Origin of the sequence: Microbacterium oleivorans (genome assembly GCF_023715745.1) — a bacterium.
Classification (GTDB): Bacteria; Actinomycetota; Actinomycetes; order Actinomycetales; family Microbacteriaceae; genus Microbacterium; species Microbacterium oleivorans_D.
Genome location: NZ_JAMBOV010000001.1, coordinates 862,059 through 875,279 on the forward strand (window position 1 = coordinate 862,059; position 13,221 = coordinate 875,279).

At 70.6% G+C, this 13,221-nt stretch carries 13 protein-coding genes; 7 read left to right on the forward strand and 6 right to left on the reverse strand.

Annotated features, from left to right (window positions below):
- Positions 1-2 precede the first annotated feature (2 nt).
- The 6 genes from M3190_RS04050 to aspS form a co-directional block, all read right to left on the reverse strand.
- A complete protein-coding gene (locus tag M3190_RS04050; RefSeq protein ID WP_251578556.1) occupies positions 3-1,109 on the reverse strand; it encodes an ABC transporter ATP-binding protein in 1,107 nt (368 codons plus the stop codon).
- A complete protein-coding gene (locus tag M3190_RS04055) occupies positions 1,106-1,918 on the reverse strand; it encodes an ABC transporter permease (RefSeq protein WP_439958000.1) in 813 nt (270 codons plus the stop codon). The genes M3190_RS04050 and M3190_RS04055 overlap by 4 nt, the downstream gene beginning before the upstream one ends.
- The gene (locus tag M3190_RS04060; RefSeq protein WP_251578560.1) at positions 1,906-2,850 is read right to left on the reverse strand and encodes an ABC transporter permease; all 945 of its coding nucleotides are present in this window, start codon (positions 2,848-2,850) and stop codon (positions 1,906-1,908) included. Before M3190_RS04060 ends, M3190_RS04055 begins: the two co-directional genes overlap by 13 nt.
- A complete protein-coding gene (locus tag M3190_RS04065; RefSeq protein ID WP_251578562.1) occupies positions 2,847-3,983 on the reverse strand; it encodes an ABC transporter substrate-binding protein in 1,137 nt (378 codons plus the stop codon). Before M3190_RS04065 ends, M3190_RS04060 begins: the two co-directional genes overlap by 4 nt.
- Positions 3,984-4,124: 141 nt before the next feature.
- A complete protein-coding gene (locus M3190_RS04070) occupies positions 4,125-5,288 on the reverse strand; it encodes a mechanosensitive ion channel family protein (protein ID WP_251578564.1) in 1,164 nt (387 codons plus the stop codon).
- An 88-nt stretch (positions 5,289-5,376) separates the two neighbouring features.
- On the reverse strand, positions 5,377-6,717 hold the full coding sequence (aspS, locus tag M3190_RS04075; protein WP_251578566.1) for an aspartate--tRNA(Asn) ligase: 1,341 nt from the start codon (positions 6,715-6,717) through the stop codon (positions 5,377-5,379).
- A gap of 111 nt (positions 6,718-6,828) precedes the next feature.
- Between aspS and M3190_RS04080 the strand changes: the two genes are divergently transcribed.
- Genes M3190_RS04080 through M3190_RS04110 form a run of 7 tightly spaced genes read left to right on the forward strand, consistent with a single transcriptional unit; the run spans position 6,829 to position 13,215 of the window.
- On the forward strand, positions 6,829-7,503 hold the full coding sequence (locus M3190_RS04080; protein WP_251578568.1) for a DedA family protein: 675 nt from the start codon (positions 6,829-6,831) through the stop codon (positions 7,501-7,503).
- A gap of 24 nt (positions 7,504-7,527) precedes the next feature.
- Entirely contained in the window at positions 7,528-8,157 is a 630-nt protein-coding gene (locus M3190_RS04085; RefSeq protein ID WP_251578570.1) for a histidine phosphatase family protein, read from the forward strand.
- Entirely contained in the window at positions 8,154-8,753 is a 600-nt protein-coding gene (locus M3190_RS04090; RefSeq protein WP_251578571.1) for a TlpA family protein disulfide reductase, read from the forward strand. The genes M3190_RS04085 and M3190_RS04090 overlap by 4 nt, the downstream gene beginning before the upstream one ends.
- A complete protein-coding gene (locus tag M3190_RS04095; RefSeq protein ID WP_251578573.1) occupies positions 8,750-9,559 on the forward strand; it encodes a cytochrome c biogenesis CcdA family protein in 810 nt (269 codons plus the stop codon). The genes M3190_RS04090 and M3190_RS04095 overlap by 4 nt, the downstream gene beginning before the upstream one ends.
- The gene (resB, locus tag M3190_RS04100) at positions 9,540-11,285 is read left to right on the forward strand and encodes a cytochrome c biogenesis protein ResB (RefSeq protein WP_251578575.1); all 1,746 of its coding nucleotides are present in this window, start codon (positions 9,540-9,542) and stop codon (positions 11,283-11,285) included. The genes M3190_RS04095 and resB overlap by 20 nt, the downstream gene beginning before the upstream one ends.
- 27 nt (positions 11,286-11,312) lie before the next feature.
- Complete coding sequence (ccsB, locus tag M3190_RS04105; protein ID WP_251578577.1) at positions 11,313-12,341, forward strand: c-type cytochrome biogenesis protein CcsB; 1,029 nt, start codon at positions 11,313-11,315, stop codon at positions 12,339-12,341.
- Between the two features lie 4 nt (positions 12,342-12,345).
- Positions 12,346-13,215, forward strand: coding sequence for a metal-dependent hydrolase (locus M3190_RS04110; RefSeq protein ID WP_251578579.1), 870 nt, complete (start codon positions 12,346-12,348; stop codon positions 13,213-13,215).
- The last annotated feature ends 6 nt before the right edge of the window (positions 13,216-13,221 follow it).

Below are 13,221 nucleotides of genomic sequence, written 5' to 3' on the forward strand. Positions count from 1 at the left end.
GCTCACTCGCGCGTCCTCACCGACACCGGAACCGGTGCCACCGCGACGCGCACCCGCTCGCCGTACTCCAGCCGGTCGTCCGCGGGATGCTGCAGCCGCACCAGGGCGCCGTCGTCCGTGCGGACGAGGGTGCGACGGATGCTGCCCAGGAACGTGCTCTCCTCCACGACGGCGCCGATGCCTTCCCCGGCGCCGACGAGACGGACGTTCTCGGGTCGGACGAGTGCCTCGACGGGCCCCTCGAGCGCACCGGAGTGAATCGGGACGGAGGTGCCCCAGATCTCGACGGCACCGGCCGAGGCGACGCCCGGGAGGGCGCTGGACAGCCCGACGAATCCGGCGACGTCGGGCGTGGCCGGTCGCAGGTAGAGGTCCTCGGGCGTCCCGATCTGCGCGATGCGGCCGGCTGCCATCACGGCGATGCGGTCGGACACCGCAAGCGCCTCCTCCTGGTCGTGGGTGACGAAGATCGTCGTGATCCCCAGACGCAGTTGGATGCGGCGGATCTCGTCGCGCAGCTGAACGCGCACCTTGGCGTCGAGCGCCGAGAGCGGCTCGTCCAGGAGCAGCACACGCGGCTCGGTCACGAGGGCGCGGGCGAGCGCGACGCGCTGCTGCTGGCCTCCCGAGAGCTGGTGGGGGAACCGGTCGGCGAGGTGGCCCAGGCCGACCAGGTCGAGGGCTTCCCCCGACCGGCGCCGTGCAGTGGAGGTGTCCACGCGGCGGCGGCGCAGGCCGAAGGCCACGTTGTCGATGACGCGCAGATGCGGGAACAGCGAGTAGGCCTGGAACACCATCCCGATGTCGCGCTTGTTCGTCGGCGTGCGCGAGACGTCCGTCCCGCCGAAGGCGACGGTCCCTCCGGTCGCGGCCTCCAAGCCGGCGATGACGCGCAAGGCGGTGGTCTTGCCGCATCCGGACGGACCGAGCAGCGACACGAACTCGCCGGGCGCGACGTCGAGGTCGACGCCGTGCAGCACGCGCGTCGGGCCGTAATCCTTCACGATGGCCCGCAACTCAACCCGGGTCCCCTCGTTCGCGCCGGCGAGGAGGGCGTTGTCGGCGGTGCGCGGGAGCACCCGTGCGGTGGGGGTGGATTCGAGGGTCACGAGGTCTTCCTTCCGGTGCCGACGCGTCCCGCGCGGCCGATGACGAGGAGCAGGACGAACGCGAAGGCCAGCGCCAGCAGGGTGAAGATCGCCGAGGCCCAGGCATCCTGCTTGTTGATGACGACGAGGCCCGTCTGCAGCACCTGACGGTTCAGGAGCGACGCGATGGTGAACTCGCCGAGGACGACGGCGACCGAGATGAGGGATGCCGCGAGCAGCCCCTGACGAAGGTTCGGCGCGACCACGCGCAGCAGCACGCTGGCCCACCCCGCGCCGAGGGTGCGGGCCGCTTCGGTCAGCGTCGCGAGGTCGACCGCGTCGATCGCCGCCTGGATGGAGCGGTAGGCGAAGGGCAGGACGAGCACGCCGTAGGCGAAGGCGAGGGTCCACGCGCCGGTTCCGACGGTGCGGCCGATCTGCAGGTAGATGGGGGCGAGGCCCACGACGAGGACGATCGCGGGGATCGTGATGGGCAGCAGCGCGAGGAACTCGAAGGCGCGGCGCAGCCGGGGGAACCGGAGATTCACCAGGACCATCGTGGGCGCGAAGACGAACAGGACGATCGCCACCGTCACCAGCGCGAGGATGAGCGAGTTGACCAGGCCTGTCCACACGGGGCGATACTTCGCCGACAGTGCCGGGTCGAACAGTGCCGCCCAGCGCTCGAGGGTGAGGGATCCGTCGGGGGCGGTGAGCGTGAACAGTGCCGTGGCCAGGAAGGGGACGGCGAAGACCACACCGATGAGGAGCCCGATCGTCCAGCGCGTCGCCGCTGAGGGGGCGAGCGATGCGGGGCTCACGACTGCCACCGGGCGGCACGCCGCTGGATGAGGGCATACGCGACCATCACGACGGCGACGACGACGATCATCCCGAGCGCGAGCGCACCGGCGAGGTTCTCGCGGCCGAGGACGGTCTCGCTCGTGAGGGCGGTGCGGATCTGCAGGGGCACGATCTGGGATCCCTGGCTGGCGAGCGCGGCCGCCGTCGCGTAGGAGGAGAAGGCGTTGGCGAACAGCAGCAGGAAGCTCGCGAGGAACGAGGGGGCGAGCACCGGCATCCCGATCTGCGGCCAGAAGCCACGCACCGTCCCGCCGAGCGTCAGGTGCGCCTCGAGCCACTGAGGCTTGAGGGCCGACAGCGCCGGCATGAAGGTGATGACCATGAGCGGCACCTGGAAGATGACGTAGGCGGGGATGAGTCCCGGCAGCGCGTAGATCCAGGCGCCGCCGGCGAAGATCTGCACGTCGAGCAGATCGCCGAGCAGACGCGTCACGACCCCCTGCGTCCCGATGGTCGCGATGAGGACGAAAGCGAGCATCACACCGCCGAACTGCGCGAGAACCCCGGATGCCGCATCGACCGTCGTGCGGACGATGCCGGTCTCGGGAAGGCCGAGCATCGCGACGCAGACGAGGGCCCCCAGCACCGCGCCGATCGCGGCGGTCAGCAGAGAGACCCCGGTGGAGTTCGCGAAGGTGGTGAGGACGACCGGATCGACGAGCGCTGCGATGTTCTCACCCGTGAGGGCTCCCGACCCGTCGACGAACCCGGTCGCGAGAGCGAGGACGGTGGGCAGGACGAGGAACAGGGCCAGGTAACCGGCGAAAGGCGCGAGCCCGAGCCACGACCAATCGATGCGGCGCCCCCCGCGGGGGGCCGGAGCATGCCGCTCCGACCCCCCGGGCGCGCCGAGCGGGGTGCCCGTCGCCGGGCTCCCCACCGGTGCCGTCGTCGTCACTGGACCGCGGCGGCCCAGTTCGCGCCGAGCAGCTCGCCCGCGGCGGTCGACTGCGCCTCGGTGGGCACCACCGTCTCGGCCGGAGCCTCGGGGAGCGCCGCCGCGAGGTCGGCGTCGATCGTGCCGGCCTCGGTCATCGCCTCCATGCGGACGGGCCGAGCCCCGCCCTTCAGCCACAGGTTCTGCACCTCGTCGCTGTACAGGAACTCCTGCCAGAGCCGCGCCGCGGCCGGGTTCGGCGCGTCGACGTTGATGGCCTGGTTGTAGTACCCGGCGTAGCCGACGCCGTCGAAGACGACCGTCTCCCAGGTGGGCACGTCCGCCTTGTGGGCCGCGTTGAGGTAGTCCCAGTCGAAGACGACGGGGGTCTCCCCGCTCGCGACCGTCGCGCTCGTGACGTCGAGCTTGAGCATGTTGCCGGCCTTGTTCAGCTCGCTGAAGAAGTCGACGCCGGGCTGGAAGTTGTCGAGCGTCCCGCCCGACTGCACGGCGGCCAGTCCGACGGCGGCGAAGGCGGCGCCCGCCTGGGTCGGGTCGCCGTTGATGGCGACCGAACCGCGGAACTCGTCGCCGAGCAGATCGTCCAGCTCGGCGGGCGCGTCGAACTTCGCAGAGTCGTAGCCGACGGACATGTAGCCGCCGTAGTCGCCCACGAACAGGCCCGTCGGCTCCTTCAGCGCCTCGGGGATCTCGTCCCAGGTCTGCACCTTGTAGGCGGCGAAACGGTCGGTGTTCTGCAGGGCGACGGTGAGACCGAGGTCGAAGACATCGGGGGCGGTGTCGAGGCCCTCGTTCGTCTCGGCGGCGGTGATCTCCTCGGCGCTCGAGATGTCGGGCGACTGCTCGTTGATCGTGATCTCGGGGTAGCGCTCGGCGAACAGGTCGAGGATCTCGCCGTAGTTGGCCCAGTCGCGGGGGAGCGCGATGACGTTGAGGTTGCCCTCGGCCTTGGCGGCGGCCTCGAGGTCGGCGAACGAGCCGAAGTCGGCGACGCTCGTCGCGGTGGCCGCCGCGGGGCCCTCGCCGGCGGCGTTCTCGGCGTCGGGGCTGCCTGCGCAGGCCGCCAGCGACAAGGCGGCGATGGTGGTGAGGCCGACAGCGACGGACGCGCGGCGCGGGAACAGACGGGACATGCGATTCCTCTCGGGTGGTCCTGCGCGTGCGGACGAGCGCTGCATGCAGGGGGGACGAGGGGAAGCTACGACCGCCGGATGGACCGCCGGCCCCCGGCCGGTGAACGGCCGGTGACCGTCGGGGGACGGGTGGTCGGCCGCTCAGCGCTCCGTGTCGGGTTCGCGGACGACCGGGATCGCGTTGGTGAAGGTCGAGGCGCGGCGTTCGGCCTCGACGCTCCCCGTGAAGAGGCCGTCGTGACGGCGGGTCTCGGTGTCCTGCGCCGGCGCGGCACCCGCGGCATCCGTCATCCGCACACGCTGAACGGGGACCGCGTCGGGCATGGTGCGCTGCACCCAGGTCACCATCGCCTCACGGACGAGGCAACGCAGGTCGAAGAGCGTGGGCGCGTCCTTCGCGGTCACGAGGATGCGGACGCGCACGTAGCCGGCGATCGCGTCGGTCACCTGCAGCACGGCGGTGCGTCCGTCCCACAGGTCGGTCCCCGCCACGACGTCGTGCAGGTGCTCCCGCATCCGCTCGGGCGAGACGTTCCAGTCGAGGTCCATCTCGACGGCGCCGAGCAGCTCGGACCCTCGTCGGGTCCAGTTCTCGAACGGGGTGGTCGTGAAGTACGTGCACGGCAGGACGAGGCGGCGGTCGTCCCAGAGGTCGAGGACGACGTAGCTCAGGGTGATCTCGCCGACGCGGCCCCATTCGCCGTCCGCCACGACCACGTCATCGACCCGCAGCGAGTCGCTGAAGACGATCTGGAGCCCCGCGAACACATTGGCGAGAACGGACTGCGCCGCGAGTCCGGCGACGACCGAGGCGATGCCGGCCGAGGCGAGCACGCTCGCGCCGACCGCGCGCACCGAGTCGAAGGTCAGCAGCACGGCCCCGATCCCGATGATGACGATGATGGCGATCGCGAGGCGCCGGACGACGAGCGTCTGCGTGCGGATGCGGCGGGCCACCCGGTTGTCGGGCACGTCGATCCGGTAGCGGCCGAGCGCGATGTCGGTGGCGACGACCACGAGCGAGGCGAGCAGCCAGGCGCTCGCCGCGATGATCGCGATGGTGAGGATCTGGGTGAGGATGCTGCCCCACGTCTCGTCGGGGAACGCCACCCGGACGGCGACCCAGAGCCCCGCGACGAGCAGAAGCATCCGGAACGGGGCGCGCGAGTGCCGGCTGAGGACGCCGGCCCACCGCCGACGTCGCGCGACGATCGCCAGCACGATCGTCGCGATCACAGCGACGACGACGCCTGCGGCGACGGCGATGAGGACCGCGACACCGAACTGCGTCCAAAGATCCCACACGGGCTGCTCCTTCCGGTCGGGGAGTCAGCCACGATACGGCGAACGCCCGGCCGAAACCGAGCGCTTGCCGAACGTGCCGGGTGCCGTGTTAGGGGGCCAGGCGGGTCGGTCCGCGGAAGAGGTAGGTGACCTCGCGGATCGAGTCCTGCCCGAGCAGCAGCATCAGCACGCGGGCCAGGCCCATGCCGAAGCCGCCGTGGGGCGGCGCGCCGAAGCGGAAGAAGTCGAGGTAGAAGTCGAGGTGCTCGGGGTCGAGTCCCTTCTCCTTCGCCTGCTCGATGAGGACGTCGACCCGGTGCTCGCGCTGGGCGCCGGTCGTGATCTCCACACCGTTGAACAGCAGGTCGTACGACTTCGTGAGCCCGGTCTCCTCGTCGCGCATGTGATAGAACGCGCGGATCTCCGGGTGGTAATCGGTGATGAAGACGAACTGGTGACCGTACGTCTCCTGGACGTGCGCGGCGATCTGGCGCTCGCCCTCGGGGTCGAGGTCGCCGTCGGTGCGGGGGATCTCGTATCCGCGAGCGCCCACGATCTCGCGCGCCTCGGCGAGCGGGATGCGCGGGAACGGAAGCTCGGGGACCACGACGTCTACGTCGAAGAGGGCCTTGATCTCGTCGCCGTGCTTCTCGGCGACGGCTCGGATCGCGGTCTGCAGGAGTTCCTCCTGCATGCGCGCGACGTCCTCGTGCGAGTCGATCCAGCTGATCTCGGCGTCGATCGAGGTGAACTCGGTCGCGTGGCGCGAGGTGAAGGAGGGGTCGGCGCGGAAGGCGGGCGCGATCTCGAAGATCTTCCCGAAGCCGGCGACCTGGGCCATCTGCTTGAAGAACTGCGGGCTCTGTGCGAGGTACGCCGTCTTCTCCTCGAAGTAGGGCACCTCGAACAGCTCGGCGTTCGACTCGGAGGGCGACGCCATCAGCTTCGGCGAGTGGACCTCGATGTAGTCGCGCTCGATCCAGTAGCTGCGCATCGCGTGCTCGAGGGTGGTCTGCACGCGGAAGATGAGGTTGTTGCGGCGCTGACGCAGGTCGATGAAGCGCCAGTCCATCCGCTTGTCGAGACCGGAGTCGGCGGCGATCGGCGTCTCGGGCAGCGCGGCTGCGGCGATGTCGAGCCCGCTGATCTTGATCTCGACGCCGCCGAGCTTCACCCGCTCGTCGTGCTTGAGCTCGCCGGTGGCCGTGAGGAACGTGCCGGTGGAGAGGTTCGAGATCAGGTCGGTGAGCGACAGAGCGGCGGCATCCTGCTCGCTCCCGTCCTCGGCCGGACGCGTCGCGGGGTTCACGAGCTGCACCGCGCCGGTCTCATCGCGGAGGATGACGAACTGCACCTTCTTCTGATCGCGGACGGTCTCGACCCATCCGGAGACCGAGACGGGGCCGTCTTCACGGGACTGCAGCTGCTGGACGAGGGTGCGTTCACTCACGAGGGACGAGTCTACGCGGCGCCCAGGAGACGCCGAGTCGGATCGGCCTAGGCTGGAGCGACACAGGGGGCCCGGCCGGGCATCCGATCACCGAGCGCGAGAGAGCACCCGATGACCGATCTGTTCCACGCCGCGTCCGGCTCCGGCGACGGGTCGTGGCTGTCCGCCTTGGCCGACTGGGTCGTGAAGCTGATGGACGTCATCGGTCCGCCCGGAGCCGCGGTGGCCGTCGGCCTCGACAACCTCTTCCCGCCGATCCCGAGCGAGGTCGTCCTGCCGCTCGCGGGGCTCGCGGCATCGCGTGGATCGTTCACCCTCGCCGAGGCGATCGGCTGGACGACCTTCGGGTCGGTCTTCGGCGCCTACATCCTCTACGTGCTCGGCCGTGTGCTCGGGGCCGACCGGCTCACCCGCGTCGCAGAGAAGATGCCCCTGATGAAGGGGGAGGACGTCACGAAGACGGTCGCCTGGTTCGAGCGACACGGCTCCGTGGCCGTCTTCTTCGGTCGGATGGTGCCCCTGTTCCGGAGCCTCATCTCGATCCCGGCCGGGGTCTCGAAGATGCACTGGTGGAAGTTCGGGCTGCTGACGACGGCAGGAAGCCTCATCTGGAACTCGATCTTCGTGCTCGCGGGCTACTTCCTCGGCGAGAACTGGCACATCGTCGAGGAGTACGCGGGGGTGTTCCAGAACATCGTCATCGTGATCGTCGTCCTCCTGGTGGCGTGGTTCCTCTTCGTCCGCATCCGCGCCGCCGTGCGTGACCGGCGCTCAGGCCCTGCATAGGAGGCCCGCACGTAGACTGGAGGGGTGCCCGCCGCCCGCCTCCATCTCGTGCGCCACGGGGAGGTCCATAACCCCGAGCGCGTGCTGTACGGACGCCTCCCCGGCTTCCATCTGAGCGATGACGGCCGTGGCATGGCCCGCGCCGCCGCGGAGCACCTCAAGGCGCAGGGGCGACCGGTGAAGTCGCTCGTCTCCTCTCCACTCGAACGCGCGCGCGAGTCCGCCGCCCCCATCGCGGAGGTCTTCGGCCTCACCCCCGTCATCGACGCCCGGGTGCTCGAGCCGACCAATGTCTTCGAAGGCAAGCGGATGCGGAGCGCTCTGCGCAACCCGCTCAACTGGTGGCACCTGCGCACCCCTGCCCTGCCGAGCTGGGGCGAGGCCTACCTCGAGGTCGTCGAGCGGATGCAGGCGGCGATGCGCGACGCGTGGAACCGCACGCCCTCCGGTGACGCGGTGATCGTCTCGCATCAGCTGCCGATCTGGATCACGCACCTCTCCGTCGCGGGGCTGCCGCTGCGACACGACCCGCGCCGTCGTCGCTGCGAACTCTCCAGCATCACGAGCTTCGAGCTCTCGGGCGACGTGTGGCGTGAGGTCGACTATGCCGAGCCGGCCGCAACCGCCGGCGCGGTGGACGTGGGGGCGGTATGAGGCGCCGCATCCTCGGTGCTCTCGCGGCCGTGACGCTCGTCGCCGGCCTCGCCGCGTGCTCGGGCCAGAACGACGATCTCGCGAACCTGTACCGCGAGGGCAACACCCAGGGCTTCATCTCGAGTGACGGGCGCGTCGAGACGATCCCCGCGGCGAAGCGCGGCGAGGCCCTCTCGTTCACCGGGACCGCCGTCGACGGGTCGACCGTCTCGAGCGCCGACTTCGCCGGTGACGTCGTCGTCCTGAACTTCTGGTACGCCGCCTGCGGTCCGTGCCGTGCCGAGGCGCCTGTCCTCGAGGAGACGTTCCAGGACACGAAGGCGGACGGCGCGCAGTTCCTCGGCGTCAACATCTACGACGGACCCGAGCAGGCGACCTCGTTCGACGAGACCTATGGGATCACCTACCCCTCGATCCTCGCCCGCGGCGACGTCGACCTGAAGCTCGCGTTCGCGGACTGGACCTCGCTCCAGGCGGCGCCGACGACACTCGTCGTGGACCGTGAGGGTCGGGTCGCCGCGCGCCTGTTCGGCCAGCTGCCGGATGCCACGACCCTCCGCGACCTCGTCGAGGACACCCTGGCGGAGAAGCAGTGAACCCCGGCGCGGTCGTCGCGGACGGGGCGCTCTGGATCGCGATCCCGATCGCCGCGCTCGCCGGTCTCGTCTCGTTCCTCTCTCCCTGCGTCCTCCCGCTCGTCCCGGGCTACCTCGGATTCCTCGGCGGCGCCATGACCCCCCGCGACGGGCGACGGATGCCGGTGGCCCGGGCTGCGGCATCCGGTGCCGGCGTCGCCACGGCGACCGCGACCCGTCCCGCCGTGGGACGCGGTCGGCTCCTGATCGGGGTGCTGCTGTTCATCGCCGGCTTCACCGTCGTCTTCCTGTCGATGGGGGTGTTCGCCGGAAGCCTTGGACGGCTCTTCCTGCAGTACGAGGAGATCATCACGCGGGTGCTCGGCGCCGTCGTCATCGTCATGGGGCTGGTCTTCGTGGGTGTGTTCGGCCTCGCGCAGCGCACGTACCGGCCGCAGCTCACGCAGAACCTGGGCCTGGTGGGGGCGCCCCTGCTCGGCGTCGCGATGGGTGTCGGCTGGGCGCCCTGCATCGGCCCGACCCTCGCGACGATCCTAAGCATGGCGTACAGCCAGGCCGATCCGACGCGCGCGGGTCTCCTCGCCGTCGCGTACTCGCTGGGCCTCGGTGTGCCCTTCATCCTGCTCGCGGTCGGCGCGTCGTGGGCGACGCGGTCGGTCGCGTTCATCCGCCGGCACATCCGCGCCGTGAACATCATCGGCGGTGCCATGCTCGTGCTCCTCGGCGTCCTCATGGTGACGGGTCTGTGGACCTCGCTCATGGCCTCGTTCCAGGGGGTGGTGGCCGGTGTCCCGACGTTCCTCTGACCCCCGCGCGGACGTCGTCGACGGTCCGCTCCGCCCCGGCGACCACCTCGATCGCACCGAGGACCGCCTCGACACGGCAGCGCGCGAGCGCGACCAGTCGGACGGCGTCGCCCAGCCGGCGCTCGGGTTCGTCGGATGGCTGCGCTGGGGCTGGCGTCAGCTGACGAGCATGCGGACGGCCCTCGTCCTGCTGCTGCTGCTCGCGATCGCCGCCATCCCGGGCTCACTCGTCCCGCAGCGCAGCGCCGACCCGAACGGCGTCACGCAGTGGCGGGCCACCAACCCCGATCTGTACCCGACGTTCGACGCGCTCCAGCTGTTCGACGTCTACACCTCGGTGTGGTTCTCGGCGATCTACATCCTGCTGTTCATCTCGCTGATCGGCTGCGTCCTGCCGCGGACGAAGCACCACTGGAAGGCGCTGCGCGCGCGCCCGCCGCGGACCCCCGCGCGGCTGTCGCGGCTGGCCGACCACGCCGAGACCACGGTCCCGGTCCCCGAGGGGGAGGATGCCGCGGGCCACGCCGCGCACGCCGTCGACCTCGCCGAGGCGCAGCTCCGCTCGGCGCGCTACCGGGTCGAGCGCTACGACCGGAACGGCGTCGCCTCGGTCTCGGCCGAGCGCGGCTATCTGCGCGAGACGGGGAACCTGGTCTTCCACGGCGCGCTGGTCGGCGTGCTGCTGTCGGTGGGCATCGGCGGCGGCTTCACCTATACCGGCCAGACCGTCATCACCGAGGGCGACGGCTTCGTGAACTCCCTGGGTCTCGGCTACACGTCCTTCAACCCGGGCCGCTTCGTCGACACCGAGGCGCTGACGCCGTACTCCATCACCCTCGACCGGTTCGATGTGACCTACGCGCCGGGCTCGGGTCAGGCGGGCGATTTCGCCGCGCACGTGACCACCCGCTTCCCGGGCCAGGATCCCGAGGATCAGGTGATCGAGGTGAACCACCCCATCACGATGGCCGGCGACCGCGTGTACCTCATGGGCAACGGCTACGCTCCGACGATCACGGTGCGCAACGGCGCCGGTGACGTGGTGTTCAGCGAGTCCGTCCCGTTCCTGCCGCAGAGCGCGACGATGACCTCGCAGGGCGTCGTCAAGATCCCCGACACCGGCGGCGAGCAGCTCGGCATGGTCGGCTTCTTCTACCCGACGGTCGCCGAGCTCGACACGGGTGCGCTGACCTCCGCCTACGGGGATCTGCTCGACCCCCGCCTGACCTTCTTCGTCTACGAGGGCGACCTCGGCATCGACGACGGCACGCCGCGCTCGGTGTACGCCCTCGACACCGACGGCATGACCGAGATCGCGGGACGCAACGCCGACGCCCCGTCGCTCGAGCTCTCGCCGGGCCAGACGGTCGACCTGCCCGGCGGCCGCGGCACGGTGACCTTCGAGGACGAGCGGAGCGCCGGCGCCCCCGAGTCCGTCAAGCGCTACATCTCGCTGTCGATCCACAACGACTCGAGTGCGACGTGGGTGCTCGTGTTCGCGATCCTCGCCATGCTCGGGCTGTTCACGGCGTTGTTCGTGCCGCGCCGTCGCATGTGGGTGAAGGCGACTCCCGACGGCGACGAGGTGCGGATCGAGTACGCGGGCCTGGCCCGCGGCGAGGACCCCGCGATCGCCGTCGCGGTCGCCGACCTCGCCCGACGCCACGCTGACACGCTCGGCGAGGAACCGGCATCCGCCCCGGTCAGCCCGGCGAACGTAGACTGAAACCACCCATCTCCTCCGGAGGACCCCATGTCGTTCGATGACATCTCCGTCCTGCTGTTGTGGACCGCGATCGCGGTCTACACGCTCGGCTTCCTCGCCTTCACCGTCGACCTCGCGCGCCGCTCGGAGCTCGCGATCGTCGCGCAGGACGCCAAGGCTCAGGCGCAGGCGCGCACACTCGTCGCCGCCGGCGGCGGGCAGACGATCGACGAGATACGCGCCGAGGAGGCCGCGGCCAAGGTCGCGCTCGAGGCGGCGCCCTCGCAGCGGGGGCGGTTCCTGTTCGCCCGACTCGGCGTCGTGCTGACGACGATCGCCTGGCTGTTCCACCTCGGTGCCGACGTCACCCGCGGCATCGCCGCCGGCCGGGTGCCGTGGTCGAACAACTACGAGTTCGCGCTCACCGGCACGCTTCTGGTCGTCGCCGTCTTCCTGGGCGTGCTCGTCAAGTACGACCTGCGCTTCCTCGGCGCGTTCATCAACGGACTGATCGTCGTCCTCCTCGGCGGCGCGGCGCTCGCGTACTACGTCGAGGTCGTGCCGCTGTCCGACCCGCTCAAGAGCGTCTGGCTCGTCATCCACGTCTTCGTCGCCTCGCTCGCCTCGGCGTTCCTGGCGATCGCCTTCGCCCTCTCGGTCGTGCAGCTCCTGCAGTCGCGCCGGGAACGGCTCGCGCTGGCCGCGGTGGGGACGGATGCCGCGCCGCGCACCCGACTGCCGTTCCTGCGGACCCTCCCGAGCGCCGACGTGCTCGAGTCCCTCGCCTACCGCTTCGCCATCATCGGCTTCGTGCTGTGGACGTTCACGCTCATCGCCGGCGCCATCTGGGCCAACGACGCGTGGGGCCGCTACTGGGGCTTCGACACGAAGGAGGTCTGGACCTTCGTGATCTGGGTCGTGTACGCCGGGTACATCCACGCCCGCGCGACGCGCGGCTGGCGCGGCACGCGATCGGCTTGGCTGTCGATCGTCGGCTTCACGGCGGTGCTGTTCAACTTCACGATCGTGAACCAGTTCTTCCAGGGCCTGCACTCGTACAGCGGCCTGCCCAGCTGATCGCGTGACCGAACTCGCTCCGACCGTCGTCACCTACCCCGACGGCGCGCTCACCGGCTCGTCCACCGTTACCCACGTCACCGTCCTCGGGGACGGGCGGACAGGGGTCGTGCTCGAGACCACCCCCTTCCACCCGGTCGACACGGCGTGGCCCGACCAGCCCGCCGACACCGGCCTCCTGCGGACCCCCGACGGGGATGTGCGCGTCGCAACCGTCGTCACCGGGGGAGTGCACGAGGGCGATCTCGTCGTCGGACACGATCTGCCCGTCCGCATGGGAACGGAGGGGTGGACCTTCGTCGTCGTCCATGTCCTCGACGGCGCCGGGCCGAAGGTCGGAACCGCCGTGGACGCGCATGTCGACGGACGGCTGCGCGCCGCGCTGTCGGCCGGGCACACCGCGTGCCACCTCGCCTCGCTCGCCTTGGACGCCGCGCTCTCGGACGCCTGGAAGAAGGACGTGCCGACGGATGCCGCGGGTCACCCCGCGTTCGACATGCTGGCGATCCAGACCTCCCGCATCACGGAGTACGGCTCTACCGACGTGTACCGCATCGGCAAGTCGCTGCGCCGGAAGGGCTTCGACCCCGCCGCGCTCGATGACCTGCGCGCCGTCGAGGAGCGTGCGAACGCCGTGCTGGCCGGCTGGGCGGGATCACCGGGAGCCATCGGCATCCATCGCGAGGATCACACACTCGCCGGGCGTCGCACGTGGCGCTGCGAGCTCCCCGAGGGGACCGTCGAGCTGCCGTGCGGCGGCACCCACCTCACCTCGCTCGCGGAGATCGAGGCGATCACGGTCGCAGTCGAGGCGGTCGAGGTGCCCGGCGGCGTCGAGCTGACGATGACCACCGGCATCCGCCTCGCGCCCTGACCCGCG

What these genes read in the sequence shown, in the direction of transcription:
- M3190_RS04080 (WP_251578568.1), top strand. Translation starts at nt 6,829, where the DNA reads ATGACCGATCTGTTCCACGCCGCGTCCGGCTCCGGCGACGGGTCGTGG.
- M3190_RS04065 (WP_251578562.1), bottom strand. Translation starts at nt 3,983, where the DNA reads ATGTCCCGTCTGTTCCCGCGCCGCGCGTCCGTCGCTGTCGGCCTCACC.
- M3190_RS04090 (WP_251578571.1), top strand. Translation starts at nt 8,154, where the DNA reads ATGAGGCGCCGCATCCTCGGTGCTCTCGCGGCCGTGACGCTCGTCGCC.
- ccsB (WP_251578577.1), top strand. Translation starts at nt 11,313, where the DNA reads ATGTCGTTCGATGACATCTCCGTCCTGCTGTTGTGGACCGCGATCGCG.